At 63.1% G+C, this 17051-nt stretch carries 24 protein-coding genes; 8 read left to right on the top strand and 16 right to left on the bottom strand.

Features of this window, described 5'->3' with window-relative positions; genetic code table 11:
- Positions 1-13: 13 nt before the first annotated feature.
- The 7 genes from HJ583_RS11990 to HJ583_RS12020 all read right to left on the bottom strand — a co-directional run bounded on the left by HJ583_RS11990 (position 14) and on the right by HJ583_RS12020 (position 4527).
- Complete coding sequence (locus tag HJ583_RS11990; protein ID WP_170022148.1) at positions 14-319, bottom strand: hypothetical protein; 306 nt, start codon at positions 317-319, stop codon at positions 14-16.
- Positions 316-702, bottom strand: a complete 387-nt coding sequence (locus HJ583_RS11995) for a YchJ family protein (protein ID WP_170022149.1) — start codon at positions 700-702, stop codon at positions 316-318. The genes HJ583_RS11990 and HJ583_RS11995 overlap by 4 nt, the downstream gene beginning before the upstream one ends.
- Positions 699-1079, bottom strand: a complete 381-nt coding sequence (locus HJ583_RS12000; RefSeq protein WP_170022150.1) for a hypothetical protein — start codon at positions 1077-1079, stop codon at positions 699-701. The genes HJ583_RS11995 and HJ583_RS12000 overlap by 4 nt, the downstream gene beginning before the upstream one ends.
- An 81-nt stretch (positions 1080-1160) precedes the next feature.
- Positions 1161-1700, bottom strand: a complete 540-nt coding sequence (locus HJ583_RS12005; protein WP_170022151.1) for a DUF2628 domain-containing protein — start codon at positions 1698-1700, stop codon at positions 1161-1163.
- Between the two features lie 69 nt (positions 1701-1769).
- Positions 1770-2669 carry a hypothetical protein gene (locus tag HJ583_RS12010; protein ID WP_170022152.1) on the bottom strand — a complete coding sequence of 300 codons (900 nt, stop codon included), beginning with the start codon at positions 2667-2669 and terminating at the stop codon, positions 1770-1772.
- A gap of 50 nt (positions 2670-2719) precedes the next feature.
- A complete protein-coding gene (locus HJ583_RS12015) occupies positions 2720-4222 on the bottom strand; it encodes a YifB family Mg chelatase-like AAA ATPase (RefSeq protein ID WP_170022153.1) in 1503 nt (500 codons plus the stop codon).
- A gap of 53 nt (positions 4223-4275) precedes the next feature.
- Entirely contained in the window at positions 4276-4527 is a 252-nt protein-coding gene (locus HJ583_RS12020) for an accessory factor UbiK family protein (RefSeq protein WP_170022154.1), read from the bottom strand.
- A 269-nt stretch (positions 4528-4796) separates the two neighbouring features.
- On the opposite strand from HJ583_RS12020, the gene HJ583_RS12025 reads away from it, so the two are divergent.
- The 4 genes from HJ583_RS12025 (at position 4797) to HJ583_RS12040 (ending at position 9334) form a co-directional block, all read left to right on the top strand.
- Positions 4797-5582 (top strand): TorF family putative porin, encoded by a 786-nt coding sequence (locus HJ583_RS12025; protein ID WP_101940598.1) that lies wholly within the window; start codon positions 4797-4799, stop codon positions 5580-5582.
- A 53-nt stretch (positions 5583-5635) separates the two neighbouring features.
- Positions 5636-5974: a P-II family nitrogen regulator gene (glnK, locus tag HJ583_RS12030; protein WP_101940599.1), complete on the top strand. Its 339-nt coding sequence runs from the start codon at positions 5636-5638 to the stop codon at positions 5972-5974.
- 19 nt (positions 5975-5993) lie between these two features.
- Complete coding sequence (amt, locus tag HJ583_RS12035) at positions 5994-7484, top strand: ammonium transporter (RefSeq protein ID WP_170022155.1); 1491 nt, start codon at positions 5994-5996, stop codon at positions 7482-7484.
- Positions 7485-7684: 200 nt separating this feature from the next.
- On the top strand, positions 7685-9334 hold the full coding sequence (locus HJ583_RS12040; protein WP_170022156.1) for a pectate lyase: 1650 nt from the start codon (positions 7685-7687) through the stop codon (positions 9332-9334).
- A gap of 87 nt (positions 9335-9421) precedes the next feature.
- Here HJ583_RS12040 and purU read toward each other — a convergent pair whose 3' ends face one another.
- The 5 genes from purU to HJ583_RS12065 all read right to left on the bottom strand — a co-directional run bounded on the left by purU (position 9422) and on the right by HJ583_RS12065 (position 12256).
- Entirely contained in the window at positions 9422-10282 is an 861-nt protein-coding gene (gene purU / locus HJ583_RS12045; RefSeq protein ID WP_170022157.1) for a formyltetrahydrofolate deformylase, read from the bottom strand.
- Between the two features lie 18 nt (positions 10283-10300).
- Complete coding sequence (locus HJ583_RS12050; protein WP_170022158.1) at positions 10301-10663, bottom strand: 5-carboxymethyl-2-hydroxymuconate Delta-isomerase; 363 nt, start codon at positions 10661-10663, stop codon at positions 10301-10303.
- Positions 10664-10666: 3 nt separating this feature from the next.
- Positions 10667-11059, bottom strand: coding sequence for a hypothetical protein (locus HJ583_RS12055; RefSeq protein WP_217423403.1), 393 nt, complete (start codon positions 11057-11059; stop codon positions 10667-10669).
- A 37-nt stretch (positions 11060-11096) separates the two neighbouring features.
- A complete protein-coding gene (thrH, locus tag HJ583_RS12060) occupies positions 11097-11717 on the bottom strand; it encodes a bifunctional phosphoserine phosphatase/homoserine phosphotransferase ThrH (RefSeq protein WP_170022159.1) in 621 nt (206 codons plus the stop codon).
- An 80-nt stretch (positions 11718-11797) separates the two neighbouring features.
- Positions 11798-12256, bottom strand: a complete 459-nt coding sequence (locus HJ583_RS12065) for a hypothetical protein (RefSeq protein ID WP_170022160.1) — start codon at positions 12254-12256, stop codon at positions 11798-11800.
- 74 nt (positions 12257-12330) lie between these two features.
- Between HJ583_RS12065 and HJ583_RS12070 the strand changes: the two genes are divergently transcribed.
- The gene (locus HJ583_RS12070) at positions 12331-12504 is read left to right on the top strand and encodes an oxidoreductase-like domain-containing protein (RefSeq protein ID WP_170022161.1); all 174 of its coding nucleotides are present in this window, start codon (positions 12331-12333) and stop codon (positions 12502-12504) included.
- A 264-nt stretch (positions 12505-12768) separates the two neighbouring features.
- On the opposite strand, the gene murB is transcribed toward HJ583_RS12070, so the two are convergent.
- Complete coding sequence (murB, locus tag HJ583_RS12075) at positions 12769-13791, bottom strand: UDP-N-acetylmuramate dehydrogenase (protein ID WP_170022162.1); 1023 nt, start codon at positions 13789-13791, stop codon at positions 12769-12771.
- Positions 13792-13836: 45 nt separating this feature from the next.
- Here murB and HJ583_RS12080 point away from each other — a divergent pair, with 45 nt between their 5' ends.
- Complete coding sequence (locus HJ583_RS12080) at positions 13837-14025, top strand: hypothetical protein (protein WP_170022163.1); 189 nt, start codon at positions 13837-13839, stop codon at positions 14023-14025.
- On the opposite strand, the gene HJ583_RS12085 is transcribed toward HJ583_RS12080, so the two are convergent.
- Complete coding sequence (locus HJ583_RS12085; protein ID WP_170022164.1) at positions 14019-14267, bottom strand: hypothetical protein; 249 nt, start codon at positions 14265-14267, stop codon at positions 14019-14021. The genes HJ583_RS12080 and HJ583_RS12085 overlap by 7 nt on opposite strands.
- On the bottom strand, positions 14264-14476 hold the full coding sequence (locus tag HJ583_RS12090; protein WP_170022165.1) for a hypothetical protein: 213 nt from the start codon (positions 14474-14476) through the stop codon (positions 14264-14266). Before HJ583_RS12090 ends, HJ583_RS12085 begins: the two co-directional genes overlap by 4 nt.
- 87 nt (positions 14477-14563) lie before the next feature.
- Here HJ583_RS12090 and HJ583_RS12095 point away from each other — a divergent pair, with 87 nt between their 5' ends.
- Together HJ583_RS12095 and HJ583_RS12100 are read left to right on the top strand one after the other, a co-directional pair.
- The gene (locus HJ583_RS12095) at positions 14564-15463 is read left to right on the top strand and encodes a recombination-associated protein RdgC (RefSeq protein ID WP_170022166.1); all 900 of its coding nucleotides are present in this window, start codon (positions 14564-14566) and stop codon (positions 15461-15463) included.
- A 67-nt stretch (positions 15464-15530) separates the two neighbouring features.
- On the top strand, positions 15531-16016 hold the full coding sequence (locus HJ583_RS12100) for a nucleoside 2-deoxyribosyltransferase (protein WP_170022167.1): 486 nt from the start codon (positions 15531-15533) through the stop codon (positions 16014-16016).
- Between the two features lie 65 nt (positions 16017-16081).
- Here the strand turns inward: HJ583_RS12100 and HJ583_RS19345 are convergent, their stop codons facing one another.
- Positions 16082-17050, bottom strand: coding sequence for a Gfo/Idh/MocA family protein (locus HJ583_RS19345; RefSeq protein WP_170022168.1), 969 nt, complete (start codon positions 17048-17050; stop codon positions 16082-16084).
- Position 17051 lies beyond the last annotated feature (1 nt).

The raw sequence follows: 17051 nt of genomic DNA on the forward strand, positions 1-17051 counted from the left end.
AAGGGGCTGAGTTTTACAGACGAGGCAGGCCTGGCGCCGGAAGCCGGGGCACAGGCGGCAGCGGCAGGCTGTTGCGGTTGCGCTCGTTGTCCTGAGAGCGCTGGCGAGTGGCTTCGTGTTCGCGCCGGAAGCGGTCGGAGTAGGGGGTGCAGTAAGGGTCGAAGCGCGGGTCACAGCAGTAGCGCCGACCGAAATCGTCCACGCAGCAGCCGAAGGCGTCGCAATGCTCCAGCGGGCGTGGCGCCTCGCGTCGTTCGCCAGGCTCGGTGGCGCAGGCAGCCAGAAGCAGGGCCAGGAGGCCTGATTGCCAGCCGTTCATGCTGCGATCTCCCCGTCCAGGTAGAACCAGCGGCCGTCTTCGCGCACAAAGCGGCTGAGCTCTTCCAGACGTTCGGCGCGCCCGCCCACGCGGCAGCGGGCGATGAAGTGCACCGTGCCGTGATCGGCATCCTGCAGCGCCGTGCTCACAATCTTCAGGCCGATCCATTTCGCCAGCGGCGGGGTGCTCAGATCCAGTTCGGCTGGCCGGCTGCCGGGATGCCAGCTCGCAATCAGATAGTCACCGAGGCCGAGCGCGAAAGCGCTGTAACGCGAGCGCATCAGCGCTTCTGGCGTAGGCGCAGCCTGCCCACCGTGATAGCGACCACAACAGTGCTCATAGCTTGCGGGCAGGCCGCAGGGGCAGGGCAGCCCGGTTTTCATTCCACAGCCTGGATGGCAGTGACGAAGTACTGGGTTTCACCGAAGCAGGTGGTCGGCACGCCGATATGCTGCTCGTAGGTCAGTGCGACGCGTTTGCCGACCAGCTTGTTGATCTGCTCGGCAACCGCATCGTCGCGTACCGAAAACTGGAAGATTTCGGCCGGCTGACCCGGCAGGTTCACCAGCGCCAGATCGCCTTCCCAGGTCTTACAGATCCAGCCCTTGCGCGAAAGCTTCTGCACATAACCGGCGCGCTCGCCATCGGAGTAGTTGTAGCTCAGGGTGGTCCAGGTATAGAGCGCCACGAGCAGGATCAGACCGCCGAGGAGGGCGGTGAGGATGGGCAGGACGGCACCGCGCGGGCGGAAGGAAGACATGAGCGAGAGTCCGGTACGTTCAAGAGAGATCGAGTTTAGCGGCTTCAGGCGGAGGCGGATATGACAGTGGCGCTCGTCGGGCTAGCCGCCTGGAAACATCAGCGCCAGGCCGACGAGCAGCACGCAAAGCAGCAGCATGAAGCCGAAGGCTGCGCCAAGATGGGTGCCGCCTGCGCGCGTGATCTCGGCATCGATCTGCTCTGGGCGCCCGCCTGCGGTCTCGATCGCGGCAATGCGGCCTTGTGCGAAGTGGCGATAGAGGGTGTTGCCATACAAGCCGAACATGACCGAAGTACCGATGTTCATGGCGTAGCTGAGGCTGTCCGGTAGTCCGATGACCAGTTCCAGCAAGGTTTCCAGGCCGATGATGGCGATGAAGATGGCGCAGTAGGCGTACATCTTGCGATAGGCCAGCCAGGACAGGCCGAGCACGAAGGCTGCCCAGTTCCAGCTGGTGGGCTGGCGCTTGAGCGCGGCGGCAGCCCATTTGTCGCGATAGAAGGGGTATTTGGCGCCTACGAAGTTGGCCAGACGCTGTTCCTGCAGATCAAGCTGTTCGGTGATGGGCACATGCAGCAATTCGGCAGTGGGCGGCTGATAGGGATTGAGCGGCTGATTCATGACGGATCCGGCAGATTGCTGAGAATCGCGGGATTATGACAGCAGTGTTGCTCGTGGCATATGCTGGTTTCAGTGCCCACCCTTGGCACAGGCGCTGAAGTGAGAGGCTTCCAGAATGGCCAGCGGCTCACTGGGGGCGTCTGGCCCTTGTTCCTGCTGCACGGCCAGATCGGCCGCATGGAGCAGATTGCGTGTGAGCACCCAGCGGTAGTGGCTGATCACTGGGTTGGCGTCGAGCAGGTAATAACCTTCGGCGCGCTGCCCGGCTGGCGCGCCGATGCTGGCCAGGCCAGGTAGCAGGCCGGCGGCGGCTGCCCATTCGCGGGCGAGGCCGACGCCGTCGTTGGCGGTGGCGGCAAGCCAGATGCGCGGATCCTGCCGATTGCTGGCGTAGATCTTGGGGCTGGGGTTGAAGGCCCATGTCTCGCTGACCAGGGTGCGCGTGTCGCGGTGCTTGGTGACGTGCACCGCCAGTGCCCCGCCGAGTGAAAAGCCACTGGCAATCACGCGCAGACCCGCGTACTCCGGGCGGCTGGCGAGGCGCTTGAAATAGGCGCGGGCCAGCGTGTACTGGCGGGTGTCAAACCCGAAATTGGTGTCCTGCCAGTCCGCGTCGTCATTCGAGCCGGCGAAGGCAATCACCAGCTCCTTGGGCTTGCCGCCCGGAGCGTCCAGCACTTCGAAGGCCGCTGCCTCGAAACCCGAGCGGTCGCGGCGTGGGCGATCGATCTCGCGCAGGCGTTCGGGCCGGCTGAAGTAATGGGCGCGGCTTTCGGCATTGTCCTGCTGCAGGGCGAGTGCCGCTGCCACGGCGTACAGATAGCCGCGCTGCGCAACCTTCAGGTGCTGATTGTCGAAAGGTTTGGCGGCCGGATCAAGAAAGCGGCCATTGCACCAGAAAAGGCTGGCGGCCGTGGCGGGCAGGCTGGTGAGGCAGAACAGTAAGGTGAGAAGGCGCAGCAGGAGCACGGCAGGCAGGCACGGGAAAAAGCGCCGTCATTATGCCGGAGGCGCCTGAGCTATGGCCCGCCTCCGGGCAGGCCGCGCCGGTATTGCACGGCTTCGGCCACGTGGGCGGCGCCGATCACTTCTGCACCGGCAAGGTCGGCAATCGATCGCGCCACGCGCAGGCTGCGGTGATAGGCGCGGGCGGAGAGGCCCAGACGCTCGATGGCCTGTCTCAACAGCGCCTTCGCCTTGTCGTCAGCCACGCAGTGGGTTTCGATCTCACCCGCCGCAAGGTGGGCGTTGGCCTTGCCCTGGCGTGCGTGCTGGCGTGCATGGGCGGCGATCACGCGGGTGCGTACGGCGCTGGTGGCTTCACCTGTGGGAGCGGTCTGCAACTCATCCGCGCTGAGGCTGCCGACCTCCATGGTCAGGTCGATCCGATCCAGCAAGGGGCCGGAGAGTTTGCCGCGATAGCGCGCAACCTGATCCGGCGTACACCGACAGGCTCGTTTGGGATGCCCCAGAAAACCACAGGGACACGGATTCATGGCCGCCACGAACTGGAAGCGGGCCGGAAATTCGGCCCGGCTGGTCGCGCGCGAGATGGTGATCTGCCCGGTTTCCAGCGGCTCGCGCAGGGCTTCGAGCACGCGCCGGTCAAACTCCGGCAATTCATCGAGGAAGAGCACGCCGTGGTGCGACAGGCTGATCTCGCCGGGCCGCGGAATCATGCCGCCGCCAACCAGTGCAGGTGCGGACGAGGAGTGATGCGGGCTGCGGAAGGGGCGGGCACGAAAACGCGCCGGATCGAAGCGCCCTTCCAGTGACTGGATGGCGGCTGATTCGAGCGCCTCGGCTTCCGACAGTGGTGGCAGGAGGCCCGGCAGGCGGCTCGCCAGCATCGATTTGCCGGTGCCGGGCGGGCCGTAGAGCAGCAGTGAATGCAGGCCACAGGCTGCGACTTCGAGCAGGCGACGCGCCTGCGCTTGACCTCTGACATCCGCCAGATCCGGGTATACCGGCTCGTTCCCGAGCACCGCACCGGAATAGGGCGTGAGTGTGGCGTGACCGTTGAAATGGGCGGCTACTTCAAGCAGGTTGCGCGCTGGCAGGATGGTGATGCCTTGCACCAGCGCTGCTTCGGCCGCGTTTTCAAGGGGCAGGATCAGCGCACGGCCTGCCTGCGCCGCACGCCAGGCCATGGCCAGGGCGCCACGCACCGGGCGCAGCTCGCCGGAGAGCGAGAGTTCGCCCGCCAGTTCGTACTGGTCGAGCGCGGCGGCCTTGATCTGGTCCGAGGCCGCCAGGATGCCGATGGCGATCGGCAGGTCGAAGCGCCCGGATTCCTTGGGCAGATCGGCCGGTGCGAGGTTGACCGTGACGCGTTTGTTGGGAAATTCGAACTGACCGGTGAGCAGGGCGGCGCGTACCCGGTCGCGCGCTTCCTTGACTTCGGTATCCGGCAGGCCGACCAGCGACACGGCTGGCAGACCACCCGCCAGATGCACCTCGACGGTGACTTCCGGCGCATCCATGCCGGCCAGAGCGCGGCTTTTGATCAGGGCAAGTGACATGCGTCCGAGTCTAAGCCGTCCGCACGGGGCAGGCCGTGGCCTGCCCATGGGTATCAGGCAGGGGACTGGCTGTCGCGCTCAGCGAGGCGCTTTTCCAGTGCCTCGATCCGGGCGCAGGCCGCCTCGAGCAGGGCTTTCTGCACTTCAAACTCTTCCCGGGTGACCAGATCGAGACGTGAAAAGCCGGCGGCCAGCATGGCCTTGGCGTTCTTTTCGAAATCCTTGGCCGGGCCGCTTTGCATCAGTTCGCTGAACTTGTTGCCCATTTCTTCGAAGATCTGCGCGGGTTTGCTGGGATCAATCATGGTTTCGTGCTCCGGAAGGGTGGGGAATCGCCGGCAGTGTAGTGCTTTTGCCTACACTGCGACACGCCGCAGAGGATGCACCAGCTTGATGCATGGCTTTGGTGCAGTCTTCTTGATGATGCTCAACAAGCGTGCGCCGGCCCTTTCGGGCAGGACCGGGATAAAGGGCAGAAACGACCATTTGGAGAGGGTTTCGATAAAGTGGCACGAAACCGGCTAAGGACTCCGCACACCAGTTTCTGGTCTCTTTCTTTCAAGGAGCGAATCACATGCGTCTGTCCATCATTGCTGCATCCCTGCTGTCGGCCTTTGCTGCTGTTCCGGCCTTTGCGGCTGACGAGCCGGCTTCGGCTCACACTTTCACCGGCAACATGACGCTGGCCTCCGAGTACATCTATCGCGGCATCGCCCAGACCAATCGCAAGCCGGCCATTCAGGGTGGTGCGGATTACAGTCACAGCAGTGGCGTGTATGCCGGTGCCTGGGCTTCAAACATCAGCTGGCTGTCGGACCTGAGCGCCACGGACGCCAAGGTCAGCTCTTCGGTTGAAGTGGACACCTATGGCGGCTTCAAGCTGCCGGTGGGCGATGTGACCCTTGATGTGGGCGTGCTGAAGTACTGGTACCCGGGCACCTACCCGGCCGGCTTCGTGAACCCGGAAACGCTGGAAGGCTATTTCGGCACCAGCTACAAGTTTGCCACTTTCAAATATTCCTACTCCTTCACCAACCTGTTCGGTGCCCAGGCCGTTCAGGAAGATGGTTCGACCAAGAAGTCCGAAGGCAGCCAGTACTTTGATCTCTCCCTGAATCCTGAACTGGGCGCCGGTTTCGTGCTGAACCTGCATGCCGGTCGTCAACTGGTCGCCAACTTCCCCGGCGCTTCCTACAACGACTACAAGGTTGGCGTGACCTATGACCTGAAGGGCTGGGCACTCGGCGCGGCTTACGTGACCACTACGGCCAAGGCCAGCTCTGGCGATTTCTACCGCAGCGCACTGAACCGTGATCTGGGCTCCGACCGTGTTGTGTTTACCGTCGGCAAGACCTTCTGATCATTCCAACCAGGGCGTGCTGCTTCGCAGTGCGCCCAACAAAGGAGCCACCCATGAAATTCGTTTCCGCCATCATCAAGCCCTTCAAGCTCGACGAAGTGCGTGAGGCGCTGTCCGCCATCGGCGTGCAGGGCATCACCGTCACCGAGGTGAAGGGTTTCGGTCGTCAGAAGGGCCACACTGAGCTGTACCGTGGCGCTGAGTACGTCGTCGACTTCCTGCCCAAGGTCAAAGTTGAAATCGCCATCGACGATGCGCTGCTCGATCAGGTGATCGAAGCCATCGAGAAGGCTGCTAACACCGGCAAGATCGGCGATGGCAAGATCTTCGTGTTCGACCTGCAGCAAGCCATCCGCATCCGCACCGGTGAAACCGGCTCGGAAGCCCTGTGATCTTTCAGGAGTAGAGACAATGAAAAAGTTTCTCGCCATTGCACTGACGGCTTTCTCCGTCATGCTTTCCGGCGCTGCGCTGGCTCAGGAAGCCGCCAGTGCCCCGGTTGCTGCTGAGGCCGTTGCGGCCCCGGCGGCTGCCACCCCGGCCGCCGCTCCGGCGGCTGAAGCCTCGGCTCCGGTAGCTGCCGCCGTGCCCGTGGCCAACAAGGGTGACAACGCCTGGCTGCTGGTTTCCGCCGCCTTCGTGATTCTGATGTCGATTCCTGGCTTGGCCCTGTTCTACGGCGGCCTCGTGCGCACCAAGAATGCACTGTCGGTGCTGATCCAGGTCTTCGTGGTGTTCGCGCTGATCACCGTGCTGTGGATCGTCTACGGTTACTCGTTGGCCTTCACTGAAGGCAATGCCTTTATCGGCAACTTCAGCAAGCTCTTCCTCGCCGGTGTGACGCCGGAGAGCGTAGCGGGCACCTTCTCGAAGGGCTCCTATGTCAGCGAACTGATCTACGTGGCCTTCCAGGGTGCCTTCGCCGCCATCACCGTGGCCCTGATCCTCGGCGCCTTTGCCGAGCGCATCAAGTTCAGCGCCGTGCTGGCCTTCTCGGTGATCTGGTTCACCTTCTCCTATCTGCCGGTCTGCCACATGGTCTGGTTCTGGGCGGGTCCCGATGCCTATACCTCGGCTGAAGCGGGTGCTGCTGCCGGTGCCACCGCAGGTTATCTGTTCCAATTGGGCGCGCTGGACTTCGCGGGCGGTACCGTGGTGCACATCAACGCCGCTGTGGCCGGCATCGTCGGCGCCTTCATGGTTGGCAAGCGTATTGGTTTCGGTCGCGAATCCATGGCTCCGCACAGCCTGACCATGACCATGATCGGCGCTTCGCTGCTGTGGGTGGGCTGGTTCGGTTTCAACGCCGGTTCCGCTCTGGAAGCTAACGGCTACGCTGGTCTGGCCTTCGTGAATACCTGGGTTGCCACCGCTGCTGCCACCATGTCCTGGCTGATCGCTGAATGGCTGATCAAGGGCAAGCCTTCCATGCTGGGTGCCGCTTCGGGTGCCGTGGCGGGTCTGGTTGCCGTGACGCCTGCTGCCGGCTTCGTCGGCGTGGGTGGCGCACTGATCATTGGTCTGGCTGCCGGTGTGATCTGCCTGTGGGGTGTGAATGGTCTGAAGCGCCTGATCGGTGCCGATGACGCACTCGACGTGTTCGGCGTGCATGGCGTGGGCGGTATCCTCGGCGCCCTGCTGACCGGCGTGTTCGCTGCACCTTCGCTGGGCGGCATGGGCATCTTCGACTACGTTGCGAACGCAGTTTCGGCTGACTACTCGATCGCTGGTCAGGTGTGGATTCAGGCCAAGGCTGTCGGCCTGACCATCATCTGGTCCGGTATCGTGGCGGTGGTGGCTTACAAGCTGGTCGATATGTTCATCGGTCTGCGTGTGCCAGAAGACGAAGAGCGCGAAGGTCTGGACGTTACCAGCCACGGCGAATCGGCTTACCACTACTGAGCATATGAAAGGAGTCCGTCGCGCGAGCGGCGGATCCAGGATCCGCGGGCAGCCTCAGGGCTGCCCGTTTTTTTTCGTCTATCGAATCAATAGTTGAGCCAGCGCTCAAGTCGGTTGCTACGAATGTCGTAAGCTATGGAACGAAAGACCCGCACTGCCGCTTGCTGCAGCGCACCCTTCCAGAAGATCAGGAATGCGCCATGACCCCGATGCTTGATTACATTCGCCAGTACGCCGATACCATTCTCGAGAAGTATCGCGACCCCTATCACGGCACGCCGCTGTTTTTCGACGGCATGAATACCTTCACCGGCGAGCCGGTGAAATGGCGCAACATGGAGGGGACCGACTGGGAACCCTCCAATATCGCCTCGCAGCAGAACCTGTTCCGCACCTTGGCGGCGCTCTCTGCGCTGACCGGTGATGCGAAATACAAGGAAGCTGCCAAGGCTGCCATCCAGTGGCACTTCGAGCATGCTGACCCGAGTGGTCTGCTGACTTGGGGCGGCCACTGTTTCCTTGATCTGAAGACCCTCGACACTGTTGGCCCGGAGGGCAAGAACAAGGTGCACGAGATCAAGCACCACTACCCCTTCTACGAACTGATGTTCGAAGTCGATCCGCAGGCTGCGGCGAAGCTCATCAAAGCCGAGTGGAACTGTCACATCGACAATTGGGAAACCCTCGAACTCACCCGCCACGGCAGCTACGGCCGTCCGCTGGTCGAAGAGGGCTTCTGGGACAAGCCGATGCACGCGGATCTCGAGATCATGCGCGAGGCCAAGGGCCTGTCTTTCGTGAATATCGGCAATGACCTGATCTACTCGGCCGGTTTGCTGGGCCAGATGGTGCCGGGCGAGGAGAAGGCGCTCGACTGGGCCGAATTCATGGCCTGGCAATATGTGCGTACACGCTATCCGGCGACCGGCCTGGGCTGCTACCAGTTCAATCGCCCGGTCAAACGCGAAGAAGCGCCGACCGACGAGAACCATCCGCAATTCACCTATTCCTTCTACGGCGATCGTGCCGAGCGCCAGTTCGGTCCGGAGTATGGCGAAGTCGCCAAGGAAGCCTGGGTGCTCTTCAAGATGGATCCGGATGCCATGAACGGACCGGAAGGCATCTACGGCGACTCGACCCTTGCCCAGCTCACCCTCGCGCGCCAGCTAGGTGCCAAGGGTGAGAAGCTCAAGCAATGGGCCGTGGACGGGCTGGAGGCCTGGCTGCACTATGCCTACGTGCCGGAAACCAACCAGATCAAGCCGATGTTTGCCGATGGCAAGGACCTTACCGGCCAGGAATTCAAGCGCCGTGGTTTCTACGGCAAGAAGGGCTGGGTCTTCGAGCGCAAGCCGATCAATACCATCGTGTTCCTCAGCACCGTGACGGCCTGGGCCATCTCCGGACGCGATTCGCTGTGGCAGCACGTGGTGGCGATGGCAAAGAATTTCGGCCTTGGCGAATGGAATGTCGCCGACCCGAAAGCGCCCAAGGGTCCGCTGGTGGCCACCAAGGCCGACGCGATCCTGCTCTTCGCGGTGCTGGAAGTTGCTCGCAGTACTGGCGCGGCGGCCTATCTGGAACTGGCCAGGAGCATCGGCGAGCGGATCATGGAAAAGCATGCCCATCGCGGCATGTTCGTGCCGAGTGAGAAGCACATCCACTGCCGCTTCGACGACACCGATGCGCTGGCCCTGCTGACCCTGATTGCTACCGAGCGCGGTTGCCCCGAAGCCGTTCCGGGCTTCCGCTCACAGGGTGGCTACATCCACGGCGATATCCAGATCGAGGATGGCAGCAAGAAGAACATCATGGACATCAAGGATATCTACCCGCTGACGGTGGCCTGAAATTCCTGAGGACAATAAAAAACCCGCTGCGGCGGGTTTTTTATTGGGTGCGATGCAGCTCGAAGTTGGAGGCTGCGCCTGCAGTTGTCAGCGGAAGACCACCGTCTTGTTGCCGTGCACCAGCACCCGGTCTTCAAGGTGGTAGCGCAGGCCGCGGGCCAGCACGGCTTTCTCGATGTCCTTGCCGTAACGCACCATGTCTTCCACCGAGTCGGAGTGGTCGACGCGGATCACGTCCTGATCGATGATCGGGCCTTGATCCAGTTCTTCGGTCACGTAGTGGCAGGTGGCGCCGATCAGCTTCACGCCGCGCGTGTAGGCTTGGTGATAAGGCTTGGCGCCGACAAAGCTGGGCAGGAAACTGTGGTGGATATTGATGATCTGGCCGGGGTAGTCGCGGCACATGTCCGGCGGGATGATCTGCATGTAGCGCGCCAGCACCATCACGTCACCGCGCACTTCCTCGAAGATGCGGCGCACTTCGGCGTAGGCGGCAGGCTTGTTGTCGGCGGTGACCGGCACATGGTGGAAGGGGATGCCGTGCCATTCGACCAGACCACGGAAGGTCTCGTGGTTTGAGATCACGCAGGGGATCTCGATATCGAGTTCCTTGCTCTGCCAGCGGCCGATCAGGTCGTACAGGCAATGCTCCTGCTTGCTGACCATCAGCACCACGCGCTTCTTCACCGTGCTGTCAGTGATCTTCCAGTCCATCTTCAGCTCTTCGGCGATCGGGCGGAAACGCTCACGGAACTCGGCCAGCATGAAGGGGATGGAGTCGGCGCGGATCTCGATGCGCAGGAAGTAGCGCTGCGTGTCGTGATCGGTGTGCATGTTGGATTCGAAGATCCAGCCACCGTGCTCGGCGAGGAAGCCGGAGACGCGGGCGACGATGCCGCTGCGGTCTGGGCAGGAGGCGGTCAGCGTGTAGAAGCGTTGGGTGTGCATGGTGTGAGGGCGCGAGGTTCAGGCTTGAACGATGGCTTTCGAATAAGTGGCGCGATCCATGTCCAGTGCTTCAGCGGTGATCTGCACCGGCTGAGCCTGGTTGTTGATCACACATGAGCACAGGGCGGCCACCAAGCCTTCGGTGATGGCCTGCTTGGTTGCGGCATCTCGTCCCGAGAGCAGATGCAGGCGGGCGTGCAGGAAGCTGCCGGGAGCGGCATCGCCAACGAGGAAATCATCAAGGCGGATGGCGCGGCTCTTGATGTGGTCCGGCACGAATTCGCCGGAGGCCAGCAGCACCGTGTTCATGCGGTGCAGGGCTTGTGCCGGCTCGAAGTCCGGCAGCAGGTTAGCGGTGTATTCAAGTACGAGATGCGGCATGGTTCAGCTATTGAACATCGGGATCAGGATGGCGGCAAGGATGCCGATCAGGGCCGGCACGATGATCAGGCCGACGCCCCAGGCGGACCAGCGTTTCTGGATCCGGTTGAAGTGCTCGAGGTCGTCCCACTCCTTGTTGCGCCAGGCCAGCTCGCGGCCCTTGATGCCCAGGTAGATGGCCACGATGAAGCCGATGTAGGGCACCAGCGCGAGCAGGCCGATCCAGGTCTTGTTGCCGATGGCCCAGATCCAGTTGAGCAGGAAGGCTCCCCAGCTCCAGCCCTTCACGCCTTCCGGAATCACGGCATCCTTGCCACCGCCGGAAGTGTTCAGGCCATCATGGATATCGCCAACGCTGGCCTTGGGGGCCTGATAAGGATTCACCGGGGTGTTCATGAACGACTCCTGTTGGTACCGATTGGAATGGGGAGGCTCAGGCCGCTTCGCCGAGGCGCGCCGCGGCCTTGTCGATCTCGGCACGCAGGGCGGTGTAATCGCGCACCACCGGGTACTGCGGGAACTCGCGCACTACGTTTTCGGGCGGGTGCATCAGGATGCCGGCGTGCGCGGCGCCGAGCATGGCGGTGTCGTTGTAGCTGTCACCGGCGGCGATCACGGTGAAGTTCAGGGCCTTGAAGGCCTCCACGGCGTGGCGCTTCTGGTCCGGCATGCGCAGGTGGTAATTCACCAGCATGCCCGCCGCATCGGCTTCGAGGCGGTGGCAGAACAGCGTCGGCTGGCCCATCTGCGCCATCAGCGGCTTGGCGAATTCGTAGAAGGTGTCGGACAGGATCACCACTTGGTAATCACGGCGCAGGCCATCGAGGAACTCGACGCAGCCCTCCATTGGGCCCATCTCGCCGATCACCTTCTGGATGTCCGGCAGGCCCAGCTTGCGCTCGCGCAGGATAGCCAGGCGGTACTGCATCAGCTTGTCGTAATCCGGCTCGTCGCGGGTGGTGCGGCGTAGCTCCGGGATGCCGGTGCGTTCGGCGAACTCGATCCAGATTTCAGGGACCAGCACGCCTTCCATGTCGAGACAAACGATCTGCACGATGAACCTTCGGAGCTAAAGTCGAAAACCCGGCATTGTACCCGTCCGGGCAAGCGGGATCATGTGTGCTGCAGCCGCACTCAACAGCCGCAGTGCGCCCAGCCCTTGAGCTCCAGGCGCTGGCGCCCGGCCCACTGCAGCACCATCAGGTTGCGGTAATCGGTGCCGGCGCAGCTCTTGGCTTTGGGCGAGCAGGCTCGCGTGACTTCGCTGGCGCTCTGGATGCTCCAGTTGCCGTAGGAGAGCTGCAGGGTCATGCGCTCGCCGGGGCGCGGCGGTTCGTGCTGGGCCGGGAAATACTTTTCGCTGAACAGGCGCAGGCTGCGCAGGCCGCCGCCTTCCTCGCGGATCAGGGCGTGCTGCTTGTCGTTCTCCCAGCTCCAGAACATCAGTGTCTCGCCCTTCTTCACGCCGAAGCTGCAGCCGCACTCCTGCGGGATATCCGTTGTCGTGAGTGGCAGCAGCTTGGGCATGGGCGGCGTTTGGGCCTGGATGCTGGCGGAAGCGAGCAGGGCGGCCAGCAGGATGGGAATACGCATGAGGAAATCCTTCCGTGAAAGACCCCGGAAATGTAGCAGTTATGCGCGCCAGCACCACCGGGTAAGATCAGGCCATGAGCCCGACACCTGACCCCCGCCCCGAACCGCCGCGTGAGCCGGATGCTTTTGCCTGCTGTGGCAATGAATGCGGCGAGGCTTGTGTGTGGACCATCTACCAGCATGCCCAGCGGCGCTATGCACTGGAGCTGGAAGCCTGGCAGTTGCGCCAGCTGGAGCAGGAAGACTAGGGTCTGTTGACATTCATCCGCCGGTCGCGCTCGTGGCGCTTTGGTCGGGGGGCAAGGCGCTGCGCCGAAGTCAGGGTGGCCCCCTGCCGAGAAGCTGCAACGCAGCTCCACGTCCAAAGCGTCCGAGCCCGGAGGGGTGAAGCGTATGGCTCGCGCTACTGCGTTGCACTCCTTGTGCGGGGGAGCCACCCCGCACTGCGTCGCGCGCCTTGTCCCGCAAGCCATACGCTTCACCGCGATCCGGCGAGTGAATGTCAACAGACCCTAGACGCGTTCCGGTTCCACTTCGAGCTTCACGCCGAAGCGGGTGTCGACTTCGCGGCGCACGGCTTCGGTGAGCTGTTCCACGTCGGCGCGCCGGGCGCCGCCCTGATTGACCATCACCAGCGCCTGTTCCGAGTACATGCCGACCGGGCCGAGCGCCTTGCCTTTCCAGCCCGCCTGCTCGATCAGCCAGCCGGCGGCAAGCTTGAAGCTGCCATCGAGCTGGCGGTAACTCGGCAGGGCCGGGAAGGTCGCCAGCAGCTTTTCATGGTGCGGAGCGCTGACCACCGGATTCTTGAAGAAGCTGCCGGCATTGCCGATGCGGGCCGGGTCCGGCAGCTTGCGCTCGCGGATCGCGATGATCGCGTCGGAGACATCCAGCGGGCTCGGATCGATGATGTGGCGTGCGGCCAGTTCCTTGCTCACGTCGAGATAACGGGTCAGCGGTGTCCACCGCTTGGGCAGGCGGAAGGTCACCGAGCAGATCGCGAAGCGGCCGGCCGCCTCCTGTTTGAACACGCTGTCGCGGTAGCCGAAATGGCAGCTGTCGAAATCGAAGCTCACGGTGCTGCCGCTTTTCAGGTCCACGGCCTCCAGCACCAGGAAGCGCTCATACATCTCCAGCCCGTAAGCGCCGATGTTCTGTACCGGTGCGGCCCCCACCGTACCAGGAATCAGGGACAGGTTCTCCAGCCCGGGCCAGCCCATTTCCAGTGTCCAGCGCACGAACGCATGCCAGTTCTCGCCGGCGCCGGCGCGCACGAAGTGGTGGTCGTCGTCGCTGCCGATCAGCTCCCGGCCAGGGATGGCCATGCGCAACACGGTGCCTTCAAACCTTTCCGGCAGCAGCATGTTGCTGCCGCCCCCCAGCACCAGCACGCGATCCCCGTTTAGTTCGCCGCTGCGGACCAGATTGGCGAGCTGGCTGGCGGACAGAATCTCGCCATAGCGGCGAGCCACGCAGGGCAGGCCGAAAGTGTTCAGCGCGTCGAGCGCAAAGTCGGGCTGGAAGGGAAAGGGCATCGGGTCAGTGGGTAGTGAAGCGGGTTTTGTTCAGCACACACGCATGTGCTGAACAAAACCCGCTTCGTCACGTGCGCGGCGCAGAGCGCGCTTCTCATCCTGGCGGCGAGCCTTGGCGGTTTTTTTGTGCGCGCCGGCACCGCGGCGTTGTGCCATGGCTGGCACGATCGGATTTCTGGGTTTGAACTGCATTTTTCTACCCCTTCTGAAGGTTTTATGGAAAAGCGCTATTGATCGGCAAGTTTTGCTATGGCTGCGTGTGCCTCCTTGAGCCCCACAGGATGAATCTCCCGGTAGCAGCGGATAGCCCATGCCGTATGCCCTGTCGCGGCAAACCTACGAACGTCATCTATTGTGGCTTGGCCCGCAGCAGGGTACAGCCCGTTTCTGCGCATCGCCGCAATTTTCAAGCGTTGATAAGCCTGCGCGAAAACAGCTACGCCCAGCAAGCCGGCAAAAATCCAGAGCAGGGTCATTGAGCGGCTGACTCGGCAGCCTTACGCTGGGCCTCGGCTTGCTGGCTGGCGGCATCGATGTCCTGCTGCACTTCCTGCATGGTCTGCTGGCCCTGCTTGATCTCCTCGGCCTTGCCCTTGCCCACGGCGGCGGCGGTGACGGCTGTCTCGGAAACGCCACAGGCGCTCAGCACCAGCAGCAGGCAGGATACACAAATCGACTTCTTCATTCTCGAGCTCCTTCGCGTCAAGCAGGATGACCGGGGGCAAGCGGACACGTATCATGCCGCCTTCCTTCAAATACCCTTGATCCCGCCATGTGGTTCCGTAACGTTCAACTCTACCGCCTGCCCGAACAGTGGGACATGACCGCTGATCGCCTCTCCGAGCAACTCGAACGCCTCACTTTCCAGCCTTGCGGCAGCCAGGATCTGTCCAGCCAGGGCTGGGCGCCGGTGATTCAGGATAGTCTGGTCCACAGCGTGGGTGGCCAGTGGCTGATCGCCCTCGGGGTGGAGCAGCGTCTGCTGCCCTCCTCGGTGATCAAGCAGGAATGCGATGATCGCGCCGAAGACATCGAAGCCCAGCAAGGCTTCAAGCCCGGCCGCAAGCAGATGAAGGAGCTCAAGGAAGCGGTCACAATGGAGCTGATGCCGCGCGCTTTCACGCGCCGCCGCAAGTCCTACGCTTGGATCGATCCGAAGAATGGCTGGCTGGCCGTCGACGCCTCCAGCCGTACCTCTGCCGAACCGCTGGTTGAAGCCCTGCACAAGGCCCTCGACGAACTGCCGCTGAAACTCCTGAACACCGAACGCAGCCCCGGCGCGGCAATGACCGACTGGCTCGCCGGCGGCGAAGCCCCGGCTGGTTTCACCATCGATCAGGATTGCGAACTGCGCGCCCTCACCGACGAAGCGAGTGCCGTGCGTTATGTGCGCCACAGCCTCGAAGGCGAGGAAATCCGCGAGCACATCGCCAGCGGCAAGCAAGTGAGCAAGCTGGCGCTGACCTTCGATGACCGCATTAGCTTCATCCTGACCGACAAGTTCGAGATCAAGCGCGTGCAGGCGCTGGATACGCTCAGCAGCAAGGAAGAGGGCGACGCCAAGAGCCGTGAGGAGCAGTTCGACGCCGACTTTGCGCTGATGAGCCTGGAGCTCGGCAAGCTCTTCCCGGCGCTTCTGGACGCGCTGGGTGGCGAAGTGAAGACGATCTGATCTTGTAGGAGCGGCTTTCGCCGCGCATGTCGTTCGCTACCCAAACCGCTCCTACTGTATTTCAATCATGAAAGCCTACCTGGCCGGCCCCGATGTGTTCCGCCCCGACGTTTTGCGTTGGGCGGAAGACGCACGTGCCCTGTGCGCGGCGCGGGGCGTTGAGGCCCTGATCCCGCTGGATGGGGATGCCACCACTCCGGCCGGCATCTACGCGCAGAACATCGCCATGATCCGCGCGGCCGACGTGGTGCTGGCCAACCTGAATGCCTTTCGTGGCGCCGAGCCGGACTCCGGCACCAGCTTTGAGGTCGGCTTTGCGCTGGCGCTAGGCAAGCCGGTGATTGGCTATGTGGACGAAGCCTGCAGCCATGCCGCGCGCGTCGCGCGTTGGCAAGGGGCTGAACTGACTCAGAACGAGGGCCACGTGCTTGATCGCGACGGCCTGAGCGTGGAGAACTTCGGCCTGCCGCTCAACCTCATGCTGGCCGTGCCGGCGAAGATTGTGGTGGGCGGGTTGGACGAAGCTCTGGCTGCGATGCCGGCCGGCCTGTAGGGCTGGCTTTAGCCGGCCAGGCCCAAGCAGTCACCGCATCTGCGGCCAAGGCCGCAGCGGCAAAATCAGCGCCCCAGAATCCGGTCAATCACCGCGTCCGTGCGTGCCGCGCTTGCACCGGTGGAGAGCGCTTCGGCGCGGCCCAGCAGACAGTCCGTCACGTTCTGGATCAGTGGCTGCTGCACATGGGCCGGATTCGGGATGGCGAAGGCCTGTTCGCCTTCGGCATTGAAGAGGCGCAGCGGGCTGTCGTCGAATGTAGCGAACACGATGCGCCCCGCATCGCCCACGATCTCGCAGCGATCGAGCCGGTCACCGGCCGCAAAACACCAACTGGCGCTGGCCGATATCCCGTTTTCGAAGCGCAGCACGGCGCTCACCGTGTCTTCCGCTGGCAGGCCGGCATGGCTGGCCGCAAAGCCGTGCACATCCGTTACCGGGCCAAACAGGTAGTCGAGAAAATCGAGCTGGTGCGAGCCCATGTCCACGAAGCGTCCGCCGCCGGAGAGGGCTGGATTTACGCGCCAGCCCGGTCCGTCCGGATCGAGGTCCTCGGCCGGGATCGGCTGATGCAGTTGCAGGTTTGCATAGCGCGGTGCGCCGATGGCACCACTGGCGAGCAAGGCCTGGATTTTCTGGAAGCGCGGCATGGCACGCCGGTAATAAGCGGAGAACAGCGGCACGCCGCGTGCAGCGAAGGCTTCCACCATCTGCAGGCTCTGGGCATGGTTCAGGCTCAGCGGTTTTTCCACATAGCAGGGCTTGCCGGCCTCGGCGCACAACAGGGCGAGCGGCAGGTGGGCGCCGGGCGGGGTGGCGACATAGACCGCATCCACCTCCGGATCGGCGATCAGAAGGGCCGCGTCGTCGTAGCTGCGCGCGATGCCGTGGCGACGCGCGTAATCGGCGGCGAGCTCGCCATTGCGGCGCATGACGGCCACCAGTTGCGAGCCCTCGGCTTTCTTGAAGCCTGGGCCGCTTTTCACTTCGGTCACTTCACCACAACCGAGAATTCCCCAGCGGATGGTTTTCACG

Origin of the sequence: Uliginosibacterium aquaticum, from assembly GCF_012972705.2 — a bacterium.
GTDB lineage: Bacteria > Pseudomonadota > Gammaproteobacteria > Burkholderiales > Rhodocyclaceae > Uliginosibacterium > Uliginosibacterium aquaticum.

Bases quoted from the DNA above. Each gene is read 5' to 3' on its own strand.
- HJ583_RS12050 (WP_170022158.1), bottom strand. From the start codon at position 10,663: ATGCCGCATCTCGTACTTGAATACACCGCTAACCTGCTGCCGGACTTC.
- HJ583_RS12040 (WP_170022156.1), top strand. From the start codon at position 7,685: ATGACCCCGATGCTTGATTACATTCGCCAGTACGCCGATACCATTCTC.
- HJ583_RS12095 (WP_170022166.1), top strand. From the start codon at position 14,564: ATGTGGTTCCGTAACGTTCAACTCTACCGCCTGCCCGAACAGTGGGAC.
- purU (WP_170022157.1), bottom strand. From the start codon at position 10,282: ATGCACACCCAACGCTTCTACACGCTGACCGCCTCCTGCCCAGACCGC.
- amt (WP_170022155.1), top strand. From the start codon at position 5,994: ATGAAAAAGTTTCTCGCCATTGCACTGACGGCTTTCTCCGTCATGCTT.
- HJ583_RS12065 (WP_170022160.1), bottom strand. From the start codon at position 12,256: ATGCGTATTCCCATCCTGCTGGCCGCCCTGCTCGCTTCCGCCAGCATC.
- HJ583_RS12055 (WP_217423403.1), bottom strand. From the start codon at position 11,059: ATGAACACCCCGGTGAATCCTTATCAGGCCCCCAAGGCCAGCGTTGGC.
- HJ583_RS12070 (WP_170022161.1), top strand. From the start codon at position 12,331: ATGAGCCCGACACCTGACCCCCGCCCCGAACCGCCGCGTGAGCCGGAT.
- HJ583_RS12085 (WP_170022164.1), bottom strand. From the start codon at position 14,267: ATGACCCTGCTCTGGATTTTTGCCGGCTTGCTGGGCGTAGCTGTTTTC.
- HJ583_RS12005 (WP_170022151.1), bottom strand. From the start codon at position 1,700: ATGAATCAGCCGCTCAATCCCTATCAGCCGCCCACTGCCGAATTGCTG.
- HJ583_RS12100 (WP_170022167.1), top strand. From the start codon at position 15,531: ATGAAAGCCTACCTGGCCGGCCCCGATGTGTTCCGCCCCGACGTTTTG.
- glnK (WP_101940599.1), top strand. From the start codon at position 5,636: ATGAAATTCGTTTCCGCCATCATCAAGCCCTTCAAGCTCGACGAAGTG.
- HJ583_RS12020 (WP_170022154.1), bottom strand. From the start codon at position 4,527: ATGATTGATCCCAGCAAACCCGCGCAGATCTTCGAAGAAATGGGCAAC.
- HJ583_RS12015 (WP_170022153.1), bottom strand. From the start codon at position 4,222: ATGTCACTTGCCCTGATCAAAAGCCGCGCTCTGGCCGGCATGGATGCG.
- HJ583_RS11990 (WP_170022148.1), bottom strand. From the start codon at position 319: ATGAACGGCTGGCAATCAGGCCTCCTGGCCCTGCTTCTGGCTGCCTGC.
- HJ583_RS12090 (WP_170022165.1), bottom strand. From the start codon at position 14,476: ATGAAGAAGTCGATTTGTGTATCCTGCCTGCTGCTGGTGCTGAGCGCC.
- HJ583_RS12000 (WP_170022150.1), bottom strand. From the start codon at position 1,079: ATGTCTTCCTTCCGCCCGCGCGGTGCCGTCCTGCCCATCCTCACCGCC.
- HJ583_RS11995 (WP_170022149.1), bottom strand. From the start codon at position 702: ATGAAAACCGGGCTGCCCTGCCCCTGCGGCCTGCCCGCAAGCTATGAG.
- murB (WP_170022162.1), bottom strand. From the start codon at position 13,791: ATGCCCTTTCCCTTCCAGCCCGACTTTGCGCTCGACGCGCTGAACACT.
- HJ583_RS12025 (WP_101940598.1), top strand. From the start codon at position 4,797: ATGCGTCTGTCCATCATTGCTGCATCCCTGCTGTCGGCCTTTGCTGCT.